The sequence below is a fragment of the Clostridioides sp. ES-S-0190-01 genome (assembly GCF_020658275.1).
In the GTDB taxonomy this organism is placed as follows: domain Bacteria; phylum Bacillota; class Clostridia; order Peptostreptococcales; family Peptostreptococcaceae; genus Clostridioides.
In genome coordinates this window covers 246327-266248 of record NZ_JACVWA010000039.1, presented here as the reverse complement: position 1 = coordinate 266248, position 19922 = coordinate 246327, and the positions used below count along the sequence as shown (strand labels likewise).

Genomic DNA, 19922 nt, shown 5'->3' with positions numbered 1-19922 from the left:
AGAAAGTGTAAATATACAGAGCAATATGAATTTAAAAAATAATAAATTAAGACAAAATTTTGATGTTTATTATTTTAGGGAGTGTTTTTATGAGTAATATAGTTAATGACTTGGTTGAAGATTATATAAGAGTAACATTAAAAGAAAAAGAAGGACTTTTAAAAGATTTGGAAATTTATGCTGAAGAAAATAGTGTTCCTATAATACACAAAGAAGTTTCAGACTTGTTAAAAGTTTTATTAAAGATTCAAAAGCCGAAAAGAGTTTTAGAAGTAGGATGTGCAATTGGTTATTCTTCTATTTTCTTTGCAACAATCATAGGAAAAGGTGCAGATATAATAACTGTTGAAAGAAGCGAAAAAATGATAGAAAAAGCAAAAGAAAATATAAAATTAGCTGGATTTGAAAATAACATAACTATACTAGAAGGAGATGCAGAAGAAAAATTGAGTCAAATCCAAGGTGAATTTGACCTTATATTTATAGATGCAGCAAAAGGTCAATACAAGCTATTTTTTGATTTAGTTATAGATAAGCTAAAAGATGGTGGACTATTAGTTTCTGATAATATTTTATATAAAGGAATGGTTGCACATGATGATTTTGTTGTAAGAAGAAAGAAAACCATAGTAAAAAGAATGAGAAATTATTTAGATTATATATGTAATTGTGATTATTTGAGTACATCATTGATACCAATCGGAGATGGTGTGGCATTAAGTTATAAAGAAAGTAAAAGAGGTGACGTAGATGGAATTAAATAAAGTTGAACTTTTAGCTCCAGCAGGTGATTTGGAGAGATTAAAAATAGCTATAACATATGGAGCAGACGCTGTCTATATAGGTGGAGAAATCTTTGGAATGAGGTCTGCTGCAAAAAACTTTAGTAAAGAAGATATGGCAGAAGGTGTAGCTTTTGCACATGAGAGAGGGAAGAAAGTCTTTGTAACAGTAAATATAATACCTCACAATGAAGATTTCCTACAATTAGAAGCTTATTTATTGGAGTTAGAAGAGATAGGAATAGATGCAGTTATAATAGCTGACCCAGGTGTTCTTAGTGTAATTAAAAAAGTAATTCCAAATATGGAAATACATTTAAGTACACAAGCAAATACAACTAATTATCTTAGTGCCAATTTTTGGTATGAACATGGAATAAAAAGAGTTGTAGTGGCAAGAGAATTATCATTTGATGAAATATCTGAAATAAGAGCTAAAACACCTTTAGATATGGATATAGAAGCTTTTATGCATGGAGCTATGTGTATCTCTTACTCAGGAAGATGTTTGATAAGTAATTATATGACTGGAAGAGATGCAAACAAAGGTTCTTGTGCTCAATCTTGCAGATGGCAATATCATTTAGTTGAAGAAAAAAGACCTGGTGAATATTTCCCTATATATGAGGATGAAAGAGGTACATTCTTTTTTAACTCAAAAGATTTGTGTATGATAGAATACATACCAGAATTAATTAAATCTGGTATAACAAGCTTAAAAATAGAAGGAAGAATGAAGACATCATATTACGTAGCAACAGTTGTAAGAGCATATAGAATGGCAATAGATGAATTTTATAAGGACCCTGAAAACTGGAAATTTAATCCTATGTGGATGGAAGAGTTGAAGAAAGGGAGCCATAGACATTTCACATCAGGTTTTTACTTGAATAAGCCAACAACAGAAGACCAAAATTATCAATCAGCATCATATGTTAGAAACTATGATTTTATAGGTATAGTTAGAGAGACAGAGGATGAAAATGGGCTTATTGTAGTTGAACAGAGAAATAAAATGTGTGTTGGTGATGAAATAGAAGTTATGGGACCTTATAAAGAAACTATGTTTACTAAAATAGAAGAAATGTACAACGAAGAAGGAGAGCCTATAGAATCAGCTCCTCACCCTAGACAGATAGTTAAGTTAAAACTATCTGTAAAAGTTGAGAAAGATTATATGCTTAGAAAAGTTATAGAAGAAAAAGTTGAAGAGTAATAAAAATTTAATAAAAATAGTATTAGCCCCTTAGAAATTGTCAATAATGAAATTATCTAAGGGGTGATTTCATGTCAAAAAAGAAGACTCCATTTTTTAAAAAAGTGGGAAAGAGAAGCTGGTATATATTTACTATAATTTTAATAATTTATAGTGGTTTAATATATAGGCTAGTTGATATACAGGTATTAAAAGGTGATAAGTACAAAAAAAATGTTGAATCGCAGAGTGTTGAGAAAGTAGAGTTAAATAGTGGACGAGGCATAATTTATGATAGAAATAATAAGAAACTTACAGATACAAGTAAAGTTCAGATTTTAGTTGTTGAGAAAGAAAAATTAAATAACAACTATAAAATACTGGAACTTGTTAAGAAGGCTACGAAGATGGATGATTTGGAAATATATAAAATTATACAAGAACAATTGGCACATCCTATAATACAAATTCAGACCGAAAATATTGATAATAGCATGAAAAAACAACTTGAGAAGAATGGCATAATGTTAGAAGAAAAGACTATGCGATATTCACAGGATGGTTTATTATCACATACAATAGGTTATATAAAAGATGATGATAAATCAGGTCAATTGGGGATAGAAAAAAGTATGGATAGTGTGCTTAGAAACTCAAATGAAAAATATATAAGTGCCTTTAAAGCAGGAGATGCGGGAAACGAAAAATCTCTAAATATTTTAAAGGGAAGTGTAAAAACAATTGATGAAAAAGATAAAGATAAACATTTAAAAACTACTATTGATTATGATATTCAAAAAAATTTAGAGCAAATACTAAATAAAGAAGAAAATCCAACAGCAGCAGTGATTTCAGACGTATCTACAGGTGAAATTCTTGCTATGTGTTCTAGACCTAATTTTGACCAAAATAACATAGCAAAGAGTTTAAAGAGTAAAAATGGAGAATTTGAGAATAGAGTCATAAAATCGACATATCCGCCAGGTTCTGTGTTTAAGATGGTAGTACTATTTTCTGCGCTTGAAAATGGAGTTGTAGATGAGAATTATACCTATAATTGCAAAGGTAAAACTAAAGTTGGAAATAGTAATGAAATATTGCGATGCAATAAACTAGATGGACATGGTCTTCAATCCTTACAGCAAACTTTTTCTAATTCATGTAATCCAGCATTTTTAGATATAGCAATGAAAGTTGGTAAAGAGAAGATATTAAAATCTGCTGAAAAATTACATTTATTTGAAAAGGTTGATATTGGTCTTGATGAAGAACGAATTAGAGAAGCTCCAAAAAATATATCAATACGTAATTTAGCTATAGGTCAAGAAAATATAGAATTTACACCACTCCAAATAAATCAAATGACCCAGATAATAGCTAATAATGGAACATTTGAACCATTATATTTATATAAAAGTCTTGTAAATAATGATATGGAGACAGTAAAAACCTATAAGTCTTCAAAAAAAGAAGAAATTATTTCCCCTTATGTATGCACACAAGTAAAAGAAATTATGAAATCTGTTTCTAAAGTTGGAACAGCTAAAGTCCTAAAGGATTTAGAAGGAGGATGTGGGGTAAAAACTGGTACAGCTCAAAGTAGTCTGAATAAAAAGCCAATAGATCATGGTTGGATAACTGGATTTTATCCAGAGAAAAGACCTAAGTATGTAATAACTGTGCTAGTAGAAGGAACTCAAAAGGAAAGTAAATCAGCAATACCTATATTTAAAGAAATATGTGAAAGTATAAAATAAAGTCATGTATTATAAAATTTAAGGATATATCGTAATTTTAATTTTTAGGCAAGTTGTTTTGTCTAATGTTATACGATATATCCTTCTAAAAATATAATATTAATTTTCTTGAACAAGCTCTTTTTCTAGTTTTTTAAGAGCTTTTTTTTCGATTCTGGACACATATGATCTAGAGATATCAAGTCTTTGTGCTATTTCTCTTTGAGTTTTATACCCATAAGGAGTTAACCCGTATCTTAACTGGACAATTTCTCTTTCTCTAGGAGTAAGGATTTTGTTAAGTTGTTCATATAGTTTTCCAACTTGAACTTTTAACTCAACTTCGTCAAGAACATAGTTGACATCTGTACCAAGTATATCCAAAAGACTTATTTCATTACCTTCTTTATCTGTTCCGATAGGGTCTTGTAGAGATACTTGTGATTTGTTTTTTTTGTTAGATCTGATATTCATTAAAATTTCATTTTCAATACATCTAGAAGCGTATGTTGCCAATCGAGTTCCTTTATCTATATTATAAGTTTCTATAGCTTTTATTAATCCTATTGTACCTATAGATATTAAATCATCTTGATCCTCTGTCGAATTGTTATATTTTTTTGCGATATAAGCTACTAATCTCATGTTTCTTTCAATCAATATATCTTTTGCACTTTTATCATTTTCTATTTTAAATTTAGTTAAATACTCAATCTCTTCTTCAGGGGTTAAGGGTTTTTCAAAAGATTTAAGCGCTGCCAATAAGTCACCCCCCTTTTTAACGGTCACTTTAAATTATATGAAGGAGACTTATCCAAGTTGACTGTTATTCAATAAAATAATATGTATACTGTTAGAATTTAAAACATATATTTACAAACTTTTGGCTGTAATATAACATTAAAAAGAAGAATTTAAGTTTGATTTTTTGTTGAATATATAAAAAATAAGACGGATAAATTATTAGTTTATTTGGTATAAATTGAATTTTAGATGTCAATAAATAAAAGGGAGAAAGATATGATTATAAATAGCGAAACAAAGCTTATATGTCTTTTAGGACATCCAGTGAAACAAAGTTTTTCACCAATCATGCATAATTACTTATTTGAAAAATACAAACAAAATAATGTTTATGTATGCTTTGATGTAGAGTCAAAAGACTTATGGAAAACAGTAGAGTCCATAAAAAGTATGGGTGTAGAGGGTTGTAATGTGACAATACCTCATAAGGTAAATATAATTAAATACTTGGATTATATTGATTACAAAGCAAAATTAGTTGGAGCAGTTAATACGATTAAGAATGAAGGAGGTAGATTAAAAGGATATAATACTGATGGAGTTGGATTTGTAAAAGCTGTAATTGAAAATGGGTTTGACCTAAAAGACAAAAAGGTCATGATATTAGGTTGTGGAGGTTCGTGTAGAAGTATTGCTATTGAACTTGCATTTAACAATGTAAAATCTATAGAAATAAGAAATAGAAGTATAGATAAAGCAAGGGAAATATCAAATATAATAAAATCCAGTTTTAAATTAGATGTAGTCTATAGCACTAAAGAAGTTGATAAAAATGATTTAAGCAAAATTGATATACTTATAAATACTACACCAATAGGTATGGGGAATAACTTATGTCCAATAGATGAATCATTGATTCCAAGCAAAAAAATACTAGTATGTGATATAGTATACAAGCCTCATGAAACAAGCCTTATAAAATGGGCGAGAAAATACAATTTAGATGTTATATTTGGAATTGATATGTTAATAAATCAAGGTCTAAGTGCATTTTGTATATGGACTGGAATAAAGTTAGATAGTAATGAAAATAGTTGTATAAAAGAGCTTTATGAAAAGAATTTATAACTAAATCCTTAAGATTTAATCTATAGAATAAAAATATTAATGAGAGGTTTTTTATTATTGAAAACGAAAAAGAGTGGTTTTATATCAATTGAATGTATAATGAGTATCGCCATATTATATGTAGCTGTGTATTTGGTATCTACATCTTTATATAACTGCTATAGTTTTATTAGTAAAAATGTATCCAATAGAGAAATGTTAAATATTGCAAAGAAATACTTGGAAGATGAGAAATATAAAATAAAAAATAATGAATATCAATTGACTGAGGATGAAATAAATAAAAACTACATAAAAGGTTATGAGATAAATAGCACAGTGAAACAAATTTTAAACTATTATCAATGTTATGAGATAAATATGGAAATTAAGAGTGATTTAAAACAATTAAGATTTAAGAGTTATGTTACGAAATAATAAAGGTTCTATATTAATAATAACATTGATAATATTTTCTATTATAAGCACTGTATGTATTATGTGTATAGGTTTAATTTATAGTAATGATAACTTATTTGAATTAGAATATAAAGATGCTAAGTTAAGGGAAGTTTCTTTAAGTGGTATAGAAATATCAATAAGTAATGTTCTTTGCTGTGTGGAAGAAGCTATTAATATATCTAATAATGAAGAAGAATTTAGAGACTATTTCTTAGGAAATAATATGATTGATTGTATAAAAAAAATAAAAGATATATCTTATAGTAATTTAGAAGAAGTTCATTTAAAAATAGAAAACAATACTATATATGACAAAGGAGATTTTTTTGAATTTGACATAACAAGTACAGCTAGAGAGAAAGACTTTTTAAAAGTAATAAAAGTGAGCGTGAAAATTAAAAATCCATGGGTAGGAGTTGATATTAAAGATTATACAGAGGCTGATTATAGTGATAAAGATTCTATTGAAACATCTGATGAGTCTAAATCGTTTGACCAAATAGAACTTTCAACTATATTTGAGACTGACAGTAAAGATTTTGATAATCAAAACACTAATGGAGAAGAAGAAATCGACCAAGAGATAATAGAAAATATAAAAAAGAACTTTGATGAAAAAAACTTAGTATATATATATAAGTATAGGGGTGTATAACTTTGAAAAAAGAAGGAATGTGACTGTAATAGAATTAGTAGTATCCATAAGTATAATACTATTGATAACTACAATATGTTTTCCAAAAGATAATCTTGAAAATCATAAAATAAATTTATTTGCACGTCAACTTTGTTCAGATATAAGGTATGTTAGACGAATTAATATGTTTAGCAACTACAATACATATATATACTATATAAAGCAAAAGGAACAAGAAGGATATGTATTGAGAAAAGATGGCAAAGATGTTAAATCCATAGTACTGCCTAGAAATGTAAGAATCGCAAGAAGTATTGAAACTATAAAATTTAAATCTGATGGCTCACCTCAAAGAGCAACTACAATAGAGATATATAATGGTAGATTAAATAAAACTATAACAATAACACCTGTAAGTGGAAGAGTACTTTTGAAAGAGGGAAAATATGAAACGTAAATGTGGATATTTACTTTTAGAAAGTGCAGTATCTTTAACTGTAATTGTAGTACTGGTGATAACTTTATATTCTATATTTATACTTACAATGAATTTAAAAGTTAAAATAGAAGATAAAATGGAGTTACAACAACAAAGTATTGAAATTACAAAATCTATAGAAGGAATCATTGGTAATTCTAAGGGTATAATAAACTTATCTTCTAATGATGAAGGTTTAAAAAAAATGACATCCATAAAATGTAGATATATAGATGAAAATACAACTTATAATGAAGCATATACAAGCAACAAAGAAATTATATTAAATGAGAGACGAAATAAGTTGTTTGTAAATTCTTTAAATGGTGAAAGTAGTCAAGCTGGTGGATATGAAATTGGTGATTATGTAGATGAAATGTATGTCTCAATGTCTAATAATGGAGAATATATTAATATAATCTTGAAATTATCAAAACGTAATCAAAGATATGAAACTGAGTTTAAAGTAAAAATATGGAATTTTATTAAAAATGTATAATTTTAAGTAACAGTATAATTTTTAGGTAACAGTATTATTAATGAAGAAAAATGTTTTAAATTTTCATAAAAGTTATTCTGTAAAAATCTAAAAAATTATGTTTATCCATTGTTTTTAAATAAAAAGTAATGAGTAATAGTGGAAAGTATAGCTGTAGAGATAAATAATATCAATATATAAAATGTATAAAGTGTGATTATAGATGTAAATAATAAAAATATAGGATAAGTAATCTGCCAAATACTTGTTTATATTGTATAACTTATGATATTATGATATTAGTAAAAATTTGTAATCCTGACTTGACAGAATTCAAGTAAGAGATATAATTTTAAAGGCATAGTAATGTAAAATTTACTAAAAAATAAGAAATTTATTTTAATATGGAGGAACAAAAAATGGTATCAGCAGGTGATTTTAGAAAAGGTGTTACATTTGAAAAAGATGGACAACCATGTTTAGTAGTTGATTTTCAACACGTTAAGCCAGGTAAAGGAGCTGCTTTCGTTAGAACTAAATACAGAAATTTAAAAACAGGAGCTATAAGAGAAGAAAGTTTTAATCCAAGTGAAAAATTCCCTAAAGCTGTAATAGATACAAGACAAATGCAATATCTATACAATGATGGTGAGTTATATTATTTTATGGACCAAGAAAATTTTGAACAAATACCATTAAACTATGATCAAGTTGAAGATGCAATTAAATTCTTAAAAGAAAATGAAGTTGCTACAATAAGATTTTATCAAGGACAACCATTCCAAGTGGAAGCTCCAAACTTTGCAGAGCTAGAAGTTGTAGATACAGAGCCAGGAATAAAGGGTGATACAGCAAGTAATGTAACTAAAGCAGCTACAGTTGAAACTGGTGCAGTTGTTCAAGTTCCATTATTTATAAATACTGGAGATAAAGTAAAGATAGATACTAGAACAGGTGAATATTTATCAAGAGTATAAAAATTTATGTATATAAAAGCTTATATGTCTTAATAATATAAGATATATGAGCTTTTAGTTTATATATTAAAAAGAAAGCGAGGGGTGTTACATGAAACATTTATATGAAGAAGTTGCATACTTAAAAGGTTTAGCAGAAGGTTTAGAAATAAGCACTGAAAGTAAAGAAGGGAAAATGATACATAAAATAGTTGATGCATTAGAAGTATTTGCAGAAGCTATTGTAACATTGGATGAAGAACAGGAAGAACTTCAAGATTTTGTTGAATCTATAGACGAAGATTTAGCAGATTTAGAAGAAGATATTGCTGACATGGAAGATGACCTTTACGAAGAAGATGAAGAAAATGATGACGATGAGGACTTCAGCTATATAGAAATGGAATGCCCAAATTGTGGAGAATTAGTAGAAATAGACGAAGATTTATTATATGATGATGACGTAGATGTTGTTTGTCCTGATTGTAAGGCTGTAATATTATCATCAGAAGATGATTATGATGATGATGATTGTACATGTGGTGGTTGTTCGAATTGTGATGATAGAGAATAAAAATTCATAAGAAATAAAACTGCCTATGATGCCTATGAGATATTTTGTTTCATAGGTAGTTTTATTTTTATGAGGACAAGTATTTTAGATTTTGGTTTTGCAATAGTTGCACAAAAATAGTACACTAGAATTTATAGAATAGGATTTTGGAGGGATGTAATAATGAAGATAAGTAAAAAATTACTAGATAATATACAAAGATTTGAAGATGTTATAAATTATAAATTTAAAAATAAAGAATATATACTAGAAGCTCTTACACATAGTTCATATTCTAATGAAAATAAGAGATATAATTTTAATGAAAGATTAGAATTTTTAGGAGATTCAGTTTTAGGCATAGTAATAAGTGATTATTTATTTAATGAAGAATCTAATCTGCCCGAAGGGGAATTGACTAAGCTTAGAGCAAATATAGTTTGTGAGGATTCATTAAGTGAAGTTGCAAATGATATAAATTTAGGGGTTCATATGTTACTGGGTAGAGGTGAAGAAGCTACTGGAGGTAGACATAGAACTTCAATATTAGCAGATGCATTTGAGGCTGTAATAGCAGCAATATATCTTGATGGAGGATTTGAAAGTGCAAGACAATTTATATTACACCATATGGAAAATATAATTTACGATTCAAGAAAGGGAAATATATTTAGAGACTATAAAACACATCTTCAAGAAGTATTACAAGGAAATGGAGAAAATAATATTTGGTATAGGCTTATAGAAGAAAAAGGACCAGACCATAATAAAAGGTTTGTTATGGAAGTGGGAATTAATGAAGGTGTTTTGGGGATAGGAGAAGGTAAAAGTAAAAAAGAAGCAGAACAATTGGCTGCTAAAGTAGCTTTAAAGAAAAAATTATGGGAAAAATAAATATAATATGTAAAAATATAAAAAGAAATATTTAGATTAGAAGGATGTTGTAGATGAAAAAGAGAATTATACCTATATTTGTTCCTCACAAAGGTTGTCCTCATGATTGTATATTTTGTAATCAAAAAAAAATAACAGGTGTGAGTACTGATGTTACTAGTGAAGATGCAAGAAATATAATTGAAGAATGTCTAAAGACTATAGATAAGGATGCTGATGTAGAAATAGCATTTTTTGGTGGAAGTTTTACTGCTATAGATGTAGATATACAAAAAAGTTTATTAGCTGTTGCCAAAGAATATGTAGAAAAAGGTTTTATAAAAGATATTAGAATGTCCACAAGGCCAGATTGTATTAGTGAAGAAATATTGGAAATGTTAAAAGAATATAAGACAAGTATAATAGAGCTTGGAGTACAATCCTTAGATGAAAAAGTATTGTTAGATAGTATTAGAGGTCATCAGTCAGAAATTGTATATAAGAGTTCAAAGTTGATAAAAAATAGTGGAATTAAACTTGGTTTACAAATGATGGTTGGGCTTCCAGCTGATACAGAAGAAAAATGCATATTTACAGCCAAAAAATTTGTAGAGCTTAGACCAGATTGTGTAAGAATTTATCCAACTTTAGTGGTAAAAGAGACTGGTCTGGAAAAATTGATGGAGCAAAACGAATATAAGCCATTTACACTTGACGAGAGTATAAGAATAGTAAAAAAAGTACTTGTATTATTTTATGTTAATGATATAAATGTAATAAGAGTCGGGCTTCAAGCTACTGATGATATACAAATGGGAAAAGCTGTCTTAGCGGGTCCATATCACCCTGCTTTTAGAGAATTAGTAGAAGCTGAGATGATAAAAGATTATTTAGAATTTCTTATTTTACAAAATAAAAATATAAATAACGTGTTGGTGAAGTCTAATAAAAAGAATATTTCTAAAATAATAGGAAATAAAAAAACAAATATTAAATATATGAAAGAAAATTTTGGTGTGATTTTAAAAACACAAGAATCAGATTTAGATATAAATCAATTAGAAATTGTGTTAGATGGGAAAAGTTTAATTATTGCTAATATGAGAGACATCCATAGAAAATTGTATGACATTTATAACCTTTAGTTTTAACAATGAAGGGAGAGAAACGATTTGTATTTAAAGAGACTAGAGTTAAAGGGATTTAAATCCTTTCCAGTAAAGACAGATATTATTTTTAAAGAAGGAATAACAGCGATAGTAGGACCAAATGGAAGTGGAAAAAGTAACATATCTGATGCCGTAAGATGGGTATTAGGAGAACAAAGTATCAAAAGTCTTAGAGGAGACAAACTTGAAGATGTAATATTTGCAGGTACAGATACAAAAAAACCCATGAATTACTGTGAAGTAGCTCTTACTATTGACAATTCTGAGAATCAATTAGAATTAGACTTTACAGAAGTGACTATAAGAAGAAGAGCCTATAGAAATGGAGAAAGTGAATTTTTTCTAAATAATAAGAGTTGCAGATTAAAGGATATAAAAGAAGTCTTTTTAGATACTGGTATTGGAAAAGATGGTTATTCAATCATAGAGCAAGGAAAAGTAGATGAAATATTGAGTAATAATCCTTTAAGTAGAAGAAAAGTTTTTGATGAAGCTTGTGGTATATCAAAATATAGATATAAAAAACAGGAAGCAGAAAGAAATTTAAGTAATACAAAAGAAAATTTAGAAAGAATAGATGATATATATATAGAAATTGAAAATCAATTAAAACCTCTTTTTAATCAACAAACAAAAGCAAAAAAGTATTTAGAAATAAGTGAAAAATTAAAAATATTAGAAGTCAATAATTTTATAAGAGAAATTGAAGGAATAGAAAAAGAACTGAGTGAAGTTGATGAGCATAGTAAAGTTCTTGAAAAAGAACTTAAAGAAAAAGAAGAACAAAAAAATGTTGTAGAGAAAAAACAAGAAGATGTTGATAAGGAGATAGAGGTACTACAAGATGTAATTGAAAAATCTGTAGATTATATAAATTCAATTAAAGGTGTTATATCAAAAAAAGAGTCACAGATAAATTTAATTAAAGAAAGAATAAAAAACTTTACAAATGAAATTCATAGAAAAAATTCTGAAATAAACAATATAAAAGAAAAGCTAAATGAAAATAAGGTATACATAAAAGAATTAGAAAGTAATAAGTCTTCAAATAGCGAAGAGTTATCGATATTACAAGAGAATATAAAAAAGTTAGAATCTAGTAAAGAAAATCAAAGGATGAAGTTGGAATCTTTAAATAATGATATAGAATTATTTAAAGAAAATATAATAGATATATTAAATAAGAAGCAAGAATTTAGTAATAAGTTATCTGCTTTAAATGCAAATAAAGAAAATATGAATATCAGAGATGAAAACATAAACTCAGAAATAGCAGAGTTAAACCAAAATGTCCAAACAAAATCTTCTGAATTAGATAGTATAAATAAAGACTTTAATATGAAAAAAGAAACTTTAAACAATGTGAATAACAGAAATAAAAAATTAACTGCTGATTTACAATATTCTATTAATGAACTCAATAAGATAGAAGATGAAATACAGAAAAGTAAATACAATCTAAATGGATATAACTCAAAGTTAAATGTTTATATAGATATGGAAAACCATTATGAGGGATTTAATAGAGGTGTAAAAGAAGTATTAAAAAATAAGGATTTAAGAGGTATTCATGGAGCGCTAGGACAGATTATAAATGTTCCTGAAAAATATGAGAAATCTGTAGAAGCAGCACTTGGTGCTTATATGCAAAATATAATAACTGATGATGAGTTTAGTGCTAAATCTGCAATAAACTATTTAAAGAAGAATAATTTAGGAAGAGTAACATTTCTGCCATTAAATATAATTAAATCAAATAAAATAAGTTTGGGAAATTTAAAAGCAAATACTAAATTTATAGGAATAGCAAGTGATTTAATTAAGTTTGATGAAAAATATAGAAATATAATTGAAAATATACTTGGAAGAACGATATTTATAAATAATATAGATGAAGGGATAAAATTTGCAAAAGAAACTGGTCATAGATTTAAAATAGTAACTTTAGATGGTGAAATCTTAAATCCAGGAGGTTCTTTAACAGGAGGTAGTTTAAAAACTAACGGAAATATATTATCAAGAAAAAGATTTATTAACGAATATACAGAAAAAATAAATGATGTTAAGGTTGAGATTTCAGGTCTAGAAATTACAAAAGAATCTCTAAATAAAAATATAAAAAATATAAAAAGTGAAATTGACTTAGTTGAAAATGAAGTAAAAGATTTAGAAAAAAGCATTATAATAAAGAGTACAAGTATAGAAAATATCGAATCTGAGATTGAATCTTTAAAATCTAGTATTACTAGATTAGATAATGAGAAAAGTGATTTGGGTTCTAACTTGAATTATACTCTCGAAAAAAGTGATATTGTTAAAAAAGAGATGGAAGAATTAGAAAATACATACAATCAAAATAAAGAAAAAATTGATATATTAAGTGATGAAATAAAAAAATATAATGATTTGTATGATAAAGAAAAATCTGAATTTGATGAATTAAACCTAACTTTAGTAAAGAAAACAGAAGCTTATAATAGTATAGTTAGAGATATAAAAAGAATATCTGGTGAAAATTACGAGTTAGAAGAAAAAACCAAACAATTAGATGAATCATTAAATTATGAAGAACAAGAAATAGTTAAGTTACAAGACTCTATATCTATTGAAGAAAAAGAAAAAGAAAACTTAATTAAGCAATTAGGGGACAGCAATAGAAATCTTGAAACTAGAAAAATAGCTAAAGATGACTTGAAAAATAACTTTGATGAAATTGGTAAAGAGTTAAAAATTATAGATAGACAACATATAGAACTTAAAGAAAGTTTATTTAAGGTTGGTGGAAGATTAGAAAGATTAAAAACTAGTCAAGACACATATATAAATAAGTTATTTGAACAATATGAAATGACTTTAGTACAAGCATTGGAAATCAAAGATGAAAATCTAGAGATAGATAGAAAATTCTTAGAAAATTTAAAGAGAGAAATAAGAAGTCTTGGGAATATAAATATAGATTCTATCAAAGAATATGAAGAAATAAAAGAAAGATATGATTTTTATAGTGAACAAAAACAAGATTTAGAAGAATCTATGGAGGAAATAGAAAAACTTATACATACATTAGAAGAAAATATGAAATCTGAATTTGAGGTTAAATTTGAAGAAATAAGTAAAAACTTTAAGTATGTGTACAAAAGACTATTTGGTGGTGGATGTGGAGAATTAACTATTTTAGATAAAGAAAATTTATTAGAAAGTGATATACTAATAACAGCTCAACCACCTGGTAAAAAAATGAAAAATTTAAATCTACTGTCTGGTGGAGAAAAAGCTCTAACTGCAATAAGCATATTATTTGCAATATTAATTACAAAACCAACACCATTTTGCATATTAGATGAAATTGAGGCTCCACTTGATGATGCAAATATATTCAGATTTGGAGAATTTTTAAAAGATTTATCTAAAGAGACACAATTTATATCAGTAACTCATAGGAGAGGAACTATGGAAGCTGCTGATTATATATATGGGGTTACAATGCAAGAAAAAGCTATTTCAAAAGTTATTAGTTTAAAACTAAAAGAAGCTCAAGAGATAACTGATATTATATAACTTAGATTGACATAGGAGGAAGAATAGTGTTAAAAAAATTATTTGGTTTTGGCAAAGACAAGGATAAGGAATTAGAAAAAAAAGATGTTGGCTCAGAAGAAGAAATAGAAACTGGTGCTGACAACTTAGAAAATGTAGAAGAAACAATTTTTTCAGGGTTTGAGGAGGAAGTTGTAGATAAAGTAGAAGATATTCCAGAAAAAACTGAAGAAGAAGTTGTTGATGAAAGTGCTGAAGAAGATAGAGAGATAGAAGATAAGATAGATACTAATGAACAAGATGTAGAAGAGATAATAAATAATGATTCTCTAGATAGTGAAATAGAAGCATTAAACAATGATAATAATGATGAAGAAACTGAACATGAAGATTATGAAAATAAAGAAGAGAAATATGAAGAAAAGAAAGTTAATTTGTTTGAAAGATTAAAACAAGGATTAACAAAGGCAAAACAAGGAATAACTGATAGAATAGATGAGGTTTTAAAATCATATACAAAAATAGATGAAGAATTGCTTGAGGATTTAGAGGAAATTTTAATAACAGCAGATGTTGGTGTAAATACAACTATGGACATAATTGAGAAACTAAGAGATAAGATAAAGCAAAAGGGAATTACTGAACCAATAAAGGTAAGAGAAGAACTTAAATCTATAGTTGAAGATATCCTTACAAATGAAAACTCTACATTAGACATAGAACCAGCTCCATGTATAATCCTAATGGTAGGTGTAAATGGAGTAGGTAAAACTACTACGATAGGAAAATTGGCAAATAGATATAAAAAAGATGGAAAAAAAGTTTTATTAGCAGCAGCAGATACATTTAGAGCAGCAGCAACAGAGCAATTAGAAATCTGGGCAAATAGAACTAATGTAGATATAATAAAGCATCAAGAAGGAGCAGATCCAGGAGCAGTAGTGTTTGATGCCATAAAGGCAGCAAAAGCTAGAAAGGCAGATTTATTAATATGTGATACAGCCGGAAGATTACACAACAAAGCTAATCTTATGAATGAACTTGGAAAAGTATTTAAAATAGTAGATAGAGAATTTCCAGAAGCAAAGCGTGAGGTACTTCTTGTAGTAGATGCCACAACAGGTCAAAATGCAGTTGTTCAAGCTAAAACATTTAAAGAAGTTGCAGATATAACAGGTATAGTACTTACAAAACTTGATGGAACAGCAAAAGGTGGAGTAGTGCTTGCAGTAAAGTCAGAAGTAGATGTACCTGTAAAACTTATTGGAGTTGGAGAAAGAGTAGAAGACTTACAGGATTTTGATGCAAAATCATTTTCAGATGCATTATTTGGTAACTAGTATTCTTTTAAAAATAATGGTTGACAAGAGTGTTTATATGATATAAAATACAATAGTGTAAAGTAAATAACCTTTACAGTATACTGCTAGGAAGTGTAAGATATGAATATAGAAAAAATGGTCGAAATTGGATTGTTATTTGAACAGTATAAAGAATTACTAACTGATAAGCAAAAAGAGATAGTAGCTCTATACTATGAAGAGGATTACTCTTTAGGTGAAATCAGTGAGAATTTAAGTGTATCAAGACAAGGTGTATATGATACATTGAAACGTTCAGAAAAGATACTAAGAGATTATGAAGAAAAGCTACATTTAGTATCTAAGCTTCAAGAACAGGAAAAAAATATTAAATTTATAAGAAATAAAATTATTGACATTAAAGAAGATTTATTGCACAATAGAGATTGTGCTAATTTAATCCCTAAGCTAGAAAATATAGAAGATGTATGTAGGGAGATGATAAAATGATATTTGAAGGATTGTCGGATAAACTACAAGGGGCATTCAGTAAGTTAAAGTCAAAAGGAAAACTTACAGAAGCAGATGTAAAAAATGCTATGAGAGAAGTTAAACTTGCTCTTCTTGAAGCAGATGTTAACTTTAAAGTAGTTAAAGATTTTATAAAAAAAGTTCAAGAGAGATGTGTTGGACAAGAGGTTATGCAAAGTTTGACACCAGCTCAACATGTAATAAAAATTGTAAATGAAGAACTTACAAGTTTAATGGGGGATGTACAAAGTAAAGTAATGATTTCCTCAAAACCTCCTACAATCTTAATGATGGTTGGATTGCAAGGTGCAGGTAAAACTACGACAGCAGGAAAACTTGGAGGATATTTTAAAAAGCAAGGCAAGAAGCCTCTATTGGTGGCTTGTGATATTTATAGACCAGCAGCTATAAAGCAACTTCAAGTTGTTGGTGAAAAATTGGATATACCTGTATTCAATATGGGAGATAAAGAAAGTCCAGTAAATATTGCCAAGGCAGGTTTAAGTCATGCAATTAAAAATGCTAACGATTTGGTTATTATAGATACTGCTGGTAGACTTCATATAGATGAAGTGCTTATGGATGAGTTAAAGTCAATTAAGTCAGAAGTTAAGCCACATGAAATACTTTTAGTTGTAGACTCTATGACAGGACAAGATGCAGTAAATGTTGCAGAAAGCTTCAATGAAGCACTTGGTGTTGATGGAGTAGTATTAACTAAATTAGATGGAGATACTAGAGGTGGAGCTGCACTTTCAATAAGAGCAGTAACACAAAAACCTATAAAGTTTATGGGTATGGGAGAGAAACTAGATGATATAGAACCTTTCCACCCAGACAGAATGGCATCAAGGATATTAGGTATGGGAGATGTATTAAGCCTAATAGAAAAAGCACAAGAAAGTATGGACTTAGAAAAAGCTAAGGAATTAGAACAAAAAATCAAAAAACAAGAACTAGATTTTGAAGATTTTTTACAACAAATGGAACAAATACAAAATATGGGACCTCTAGACAAGATACTTGGTATGATGCCTGGTATGGGAAATATAAAAGATCAACTTGGAGATGTAGACTTGAATGGTAAAGAAATGAATAGAACTAAAGCCATAATTCAGTCAATGACTACATATGAGAGACGTAACCCAGGAATATTAAATGCTTCTAGGAAAAAAAGAATAGCTAGAGGTAGTGGAACTACTGTTCAAGATGTAAATAGACTTATAAAACAACTTAATGAAATGAAAAAAATGATGAAGATGTTTGCTGGTTCACAAAAAAGTATGAAGAAAAGGGGCGGCTTAGGCGGTTTACCTTTTTTTAAATAAAATATAAAAAATAGTAAAAATTATTCGGAGGTGACTGTAATGGCAGTTAAAATAAGATTAAAAAGAATGGGAGCTAATAAAAAACCTTTCTACAGAATAGTAGTAGCTGATTCAAGAGCTCCAAGAGATGGAAAATTCATAGAAGAAATAGGATATTATAATCCAATTTCTGAACCTAAACAAGTAAGAATAAATGATGAAAAAGCTATAAAATGGTTAGCTACTGGTGCTCAACCAACAGAAGTAGTTAAAAAATTACTTGTAAAAAATGGAGTAATAGAAAAATTCGAAGCTTCTAAACAAGCAAAATAATTTTCTCTTAGCAATTAGTATAAGTAAATACTTATTGTTGAGGTTACTTTAGGAGATGAAATATATGAAAGAGCTAGTTGTAGATATAGCTAAGGCTCTAGTTGATAATCCTGACTCAGTTGTTGTTGAGGAATTTAAAGACAATGACGGTATCGTCTTAAAGCTTACAGTTGCTCAAGATGACATGGGTAAGGTTATTGGGAAGCAGGGAAGAATAGCTAAAGCTATAAGAACTGTCGTAAGATCTGTTGCAAATAGAGAAAACATAAAAGTTTCTCTTGAGATAGTGTAAAGAGGAGGATTAGGTATAGTGCCTAGTCCTTTTTGTATAACTGTGTACAGTTTTGAGAATTTATGATGATATGGTAACATAAGATTAAATTTTTTTGAGAAGGTGATAACATGAATGAAAAATTAACTCATTTTAAGGTAGGGCAAATAGTAAACACACAAGGTCTAAAAGGTGAGGTAAGAGTTTATCCACTTACTGATGATATAGATAGATTTGATGAATTGAAAGATTTTTATTTAGGAAAAGATTTAAACAACAAGTGGACTGTAGAAAATGTAAGATATAAAGGTTCTATGGTTATAATGAAGATAAAAGATATAGACACTATAGAAAAAGCAGAAAAGCTAAAAAATAAATTTATGTATGTGTCTAGAGAAGAGAGTAGAGACCTTGAAGAAGGCGAGTTTTTTATAGCAGACATGATTGGTTTGGAAGTTTTAACTATAGAAGGAAAGTATGTAGGAGTCTTGGAGGATGTACTTCAATATTCTGCAAATGATGTCTATGTAATAAAAGGTGAAGAAGATAAAGAATTTATGATACCAGCTATAAAAAAATTTGTACCTACTATAGATATGGATGAAAGAAAAATGATTATAGACCCTATTAAGGGTATGATAGATTAGGTGGTAATATGAGATTTCACATAATGACGCTTTTTCCAGAAATATTTAATTCATACATGAATGAAAGTATAATGAAAAGAGCAGTTGAAAAAGGCATAATTGATGTGCATATATATAATATAAGAGATTTTTCTAATAATAAACATAAAAAAGTAGATGATTATCCATTTGGAGGAGGAGCTGGTATGGTGATGACTCCTCAACCTATATATGACACATATAAGCATATAATAAAAACTCATAATATAAACAATCCAAGAGTAATTTATTTAACTCCCAAAGGTAAAGTATACAATCAATCTATAGTCAAAGAGATGTCTATCCAAGAGGATATAATACTTTTATGTGGTCACTATGAAGGAATAGATGAGAGAATTATTGATTTAATAGTAACTGATGAAATTTCAATTGGAGATTATGTACTAACTGGAGGAGAACTGCCCGCACTTATAATGATAGATTCTATATCAAGGTTAATTCCAGGAGTATTAAATCAGGACGAGTCATTTGAAGAGGAGTCATTTAAAGATAATCTATTGGAGTATCCTCATTACACAAGACCTAGAGAGTTTGAAGAGTTAAAAGTACCAGAAGTGCTTTTATCAGGAAATCATAAAAAGATAGATGAGTGGAGACGAGAAGAATCTATAAGAATAACTAAGGAAAGACGATTAGACTTATATAAAAAATCTCAAGAAAAATAAAAACATATACAATAAAATTTAATATACATGTATACAATAAAGTGGCTATAAATGGAATTAAAAATATAAAAATGCTTGTAATAACTATAGAAGTATAGTATAATATAAAATGTTGAAAATA

General features: G+C 28.0%; 21 protein-coding genes. 20 read left to right on the top strand and 1 reads right to left on the bottom strand.

What is annotated here, in order from left to right:
• Positions 1-89 precede the first annotated feature (89 nt).
• The 3 genes from IC214_RS15150 to IC214_RS15140 all read left to right on the top strand — a co-directional run bounded on the left by IC214_RS15150 (position 90) and on the right by IC214_RS15140 (position 3734).
• On the top strand, positions 90-764 hold the full coding sequence (locus IC214_RS15150) for an O-methyltransferase (protein ID WP_227434147.1): 675 nt from the start codon (positions 90-92) through the stop codon (positions 762-764).
• A complete protein-coding gene (locus IC214_RS15145) occupies positions 751-1998 on the top strand; it encodes a peptidase U32 family protein (protein WP_227482212.1) in 1248 nt (415 codons plus the stop codon). Before IC214_RS15150 ends, IC214_RS15145 begins: the two co-directional genes overlap by 14 nt.
• A gap of 71 nt (positions 1999-2069) precedes the next feature.
• Positions 2070-3734: a peptidoglycan D,D-transpeptidase FtsI family protein gene (locus IC214_RS15140; RefSeq protein WP_227482213.1), complete on the top strand. Its 1665-nt coding sequence runs from the start codon at positions 2070-2072 to the stop codon at positions 3732-3734.
• A gap of 99 nt (positions 3735-3833) precedes the next feature.
• Here the strand turns inward: IC214_RS15140 and sigK are convergent, their stop codons facing one another.
• Positions 3834-4475 carry an RNA polymerase sporulation sigma factor SigK gene (sigK, locus tag IC214_RS15135; protein ID WP_227434150.1) on the bottom strand — a complete coding sequence of 214 codons (642 nt, stop codon included), beginning with the start codon at positions 4473-4475 and terminating at the stop codon, positions 3834-3836.
• Positions 4476-4733: 258 nt separating this feature from the next.
• Between sigK and aroE the strand changes: the two genes are divergently transcribed.
• From aroE to trmD, 17 genes are all read left to right on the top strand, one after another.
• Complete coding sequence (gene aroE, locus IC214_RS15130) at positions 4734-5585, top strand: shikimate dehydrogenase (RefSeq protein WP_227434151.1); 852 nt, start codon at positions 4734-4736, stop codon at positions 5583-5585.
• A gap of 57 nt (positions 5586-5642) precedes the next feature.
• Positions 5643-6002, top strand: coding sequence for a hypothetical protein (locus IC214_RS15125; protein WP_227823637.1), 360 nt, complete (start codon positions 5643-5645; stop codon positions 6000-6002).
• Positions 5989-6681 carry a hypothetical protein gene (locus tag IC214_RS15120; RefSeq protein ID WP_227831229.1) on the top strand — a complete coding sequence of 231 codons (693 nt, stop codon included), beginning with the start codon at positions 5989-5991 and terminating at the stop codon, positions 6679-6681. The genes IC214_RS15125 and IC214_RS15120 overlap by 14 nt, the downstream gene beginning before the upstream one ends.
• 19 nt (positions 6682-6700) lie before the next feature.
• On the top strand, positions 6701-7120 hold the full coding sequence (locus IC214_RS15115; RefSeq protein WP_227434154.1) for a hypothetical protein: 420 nt from the start codon (positions 6701-6703) through the stop codon (positions 7118-7120).
• On the top strand, positions 7110-7640 hold the full coding sequence (locus IC214_RS15110; RefSeq protein ID WP_227434155.1) for a hypothetical protein: 531 nt from the start codon (positions 7110-7112) through the stop codon (positions 7638-7640). The genes IC214_RS15115 and IC214_RS15110 overlap by 11 nt, the downstream gene beginning before the upstream one ends.
• A gap of 398 nt (positions 7641-8038) precedes the next feature.
• On the top strand, positions 8039-8596 hold the full coding sequence (gene efp / locus IC214_RS15105; protein WP_227434156.1) for an elongation factor P: 558 nt from the start codon (positions 8039-8041) through the stop codon (positions 8594-8596).
• Positions 8597-8687: 91 nt separating this feature from the next.
• Positions 8688-9149, top strand: coding sequence for a CD1247 N-terminal domain-containing protein (locus IC214_RS15100; RefSeq protein WP_227434157.1), 462 nt, complete (start codon positions 8688-8690; stop codon positions 9147-9149).
• Between the two features lie 162 nt (positions 9150-9311).
• Complete coding sequence (gene rnc / locus IC214_RS15095; protein ID WP_227434158.1) at positions 9312-10022, top strand: ribonuclease III; 711 nt, start codon at positions 9312-9314, stop codon at positions 10020-10022.
• 53 nt (positions 10023-10075) lie between these two features.
• Entirely contained in the window at positions 10076-11146 is a 1071-nt protein-coding gene (locus IC214_RS15090; protein WP_227434159.1) for an elongator complex protein 3, read from the top strand.
• A gap of 27 nt (positions 11147-11173) precedes the next feature.
• A complete protein-coding gene (smc, locus tag IC214_RS15085) occupies positions 11174-14728 on the top strand; it encodes a chromosome segregation protein SMC (RefSeq protein ID WP_227866783.1) in 3555 nt (1184 codons plus the stop codon).
• A 26-nt stretch (positions 14729-14754) separates the two neighbouring features.
• Positions 14755-16047: a signal recognition particle-docking protein FtsY gene (ftsY, locus tag IC214_RS15080; RefSeq protein ID WP_227434161.1), complete on the top strand. Its 1293-nt coding sequence runs from the start codon at positions 14755-14757 to the stop codon at positions 16045-16047.
• 102 nt (positions 16048-16149) lie between these two features.
• Positions 16150-16518, top strand: coding sequence for a YlxM family DNA-binding protein (ylxM, locus tag IC214_RS15075; protein WP_227482226.1), 369 nt, complete (start codon positions 16150-16152; stop codon positions 16516-16518).
• Complete coding sequence (gene ffh, locus IC214_RS15070) at positions 16515-17867, top strand: signal recognition particle protein (protein ID WP_227434163.1); 1353 nt, start codon at positions 16515-16517, stop codon at positions 17865-17867. The genes ylxM and ffh overlap by 4 nt, the downstream gene beginning before the upstream one ends.
• Positions 17868-17906: 39 nt before the next feature.
• Positions 17907-18179: a 30S ribosomal protein S16 gene (gene rpsP / locus IC214_RS15065; protein WP_003419338.1), complete on the top strand. Its 273-nt coding sequence runs from the start codon at positions 17907-17909 to the stop codon at positions 18177-18179.
• 64 nt (positions 18180-18243) lie between these two features.
• Positions 18244-18471 (top strand): KH domain-containing protein, encoded by a 228-nt coding sequence (locus IC214_RS15060; protein WP_227434164.1) that lies wholly within the window; start codon positions 18244-18246, stop codon positions 18469-18471.
• 110 nt (positions 18472-18581) lie between these two features.
• On the top strand, positions 18582-19097 hold the full coding sequence (rimM, locus tag IC214_RS15055; protein ID WP_227434165.1) for a ribosome maturation factor RimM: 516 nt from the start codon (positions 18582-18584) through the stop codon (positions 19095-19097).
• Between the two features lie 8 nt (positions 19098-19105).
• Positions 19106-19801 carry a tRNA (guanosine(37)-N1)-methyltransferase TrmD gene (trmD, locus tag IC214_RS15050; protein WP_227434166.1) on the top strand — a complete coding sequence of 232 codons (696 nt, stop codon included), beginning with the start codon at positions 19106-19108 and terminating at the stop codon, positions 19799-19801.
• Positions 19802-19922 lie beyond the last annotated feature (121 nt).

Bases quoted from the DNA above. Each gene is read 5' to 3' on its own strand.
- IC214_RS15150 (WP_227434147.1), top strand. From the start codon at position 90: ATGAGTAATATAGTTAATGACTTGGTTGAAGATTATATAAGAGTAACA.
- IC214_RS15145 (WP_227482212.1), top strand. From the start codon at position 751: ATGGAATTAAATAAAGTTGAACTTTTAGCTCCAGCAGGTGATTTGGAG.
- IC214_RS15140 (WP_227482213.1), top strand. From the start codon at position 2,070: ATGTCAAAAAAGAAGACTCCATTTTTTAAAAAAGTGGGAAAGAGAAGC.
- aroE (WP_227434151.1), top strand. From the start codon at position 4,734: ATGATTATAAATAGCGAAACAAAGCTTATATGTCTTTTAGGACATCCA.
- IC214_RS15120 (WP_227831229.1), top strand. From the start codon at position 5,989: ATGTTACGAAATAATAAAGGTTCTATATTAATAATAACATTGATAATA.
- IC214_RS15110 (WP_227434155.1), top strand. From the start codon at position 7,110: ATGAAACGTAAATGTGGATATTTACTTTTAGAAAGTGCAGTATCTTTA.
- efp (WP_227434156.1), top strand. From the start codon at position 8,039: ATGGTATCAGCAGGTGATTTTAGAAAAGGTGTTACATTTGAAAAAGAT.
- IC214_RS15100 (WP_227434157.1), top strand. From the start codon at position 8,688: ATGAAACATTTATATGAAGAAGTTGCATACTTAAAAGGTTTAGCAGAA.
- rnc (WP_227434158.1), top strand. From the start codon at position 9,312: ATGAAGATAAGTAAAAAATTACTAGATAATATACAAAGATTTGAAGAT.
- IC214_RS15090 (WP_227434159.1), top strand. From the start codon at position 10,076: ATGAAAAAGAGAATTATACCTATATTTGTTCCTCACAAAGGTTGTCCT.
- ylxM (WP_227482226.1), top strand. From the start codon at position 16,150: ATGAATATAGAAAAAATGGTCGAAATTGGATTGTTATTTGAACAGTAT.
- ffh (WP_227434163.1), top strand. From the start codon at position 16,515: ATGATATTTGAAGGATTGTCGGATAAACTACAAGGGGCATTCAGTAAG.
- rpsP (WP_003419338.1), top strand. From the start codon at position 17,907: ATGGCAGTTAAAATAAGATTAAAAAGAATGGGAGCTAATAAAAAACCT.
- IC214_RS15060 (WP_227434164.1), top strand. From the start codon at position 18,244: ATGAAAGAGCTAGTTGTAGATATAGCTAAGGCTCTAGTTGATAATCCT.
- rimM (WP_227434165.1), top strand. From the start codon at position 18,582: ATGAATGAAAAATTAACTCATTTTAAGGTAGGGCAAATAGTAAACACA.
- trmD (WP_227434166.1), top strand. From the start codon at position 19,106: ATGAGATTTCACATAATGACGCTTTTTCCAGAAATATTTAATTCATAC.